Source organism: Pseudoalteromonas sp. SK18, assembly GCF_001974855.1.
Taxonomy (GTDB): Bacteria; Pseudomonadota; Gammaproteobacteria; order Enterobacterales; family Alteromonadaceae; genus Pseudoalteromonas.
Genome location: NZ_MTQB01000087.1, coordinates 1 through 251 on the forward strand (window position 1 = coordinate 1; position 251 = coordinate 251).

A 251-nucleotide genomic window follows, 5' to 3' on the forward strand; every position below is an offset into this window, starting at 1 on the left:
AGCCCCCTTTGGTCCGTAGACATTATGCGGTATTAGCAGTCGTTTCCAACTGTTGTCCCCCACCTCAAGGCATGTTCCCAAGCATTACTCACCCGTCCGCCGCTCGTCAGCAAAGTAGCAAGCTACTCTCTGTTACCGCTCGACTTGCATGTGTTAGGCCTGCCGCCAGCGTTCAATCTGAGCCATGATCAAACTCTTCAATTAAAAAGTTTTATGTCTTTCGACAGCTCAATGAATTCTGAATTTATTTA

General features: G+C 47.0%; 1 rRNA gene. It reads right to left on the reverse strand.

Annotation, left to right across the window (positions count from 1 at the left end):
* Positions 1–204: ribosomal RNA gene (locus tag BW139_RS18245) — 16S ribosomal RNA — on the reverse strand; the annotation flags it as partial.
* Between the last annotated feature and the right edge of the window lie 47 nt (positions 205–251).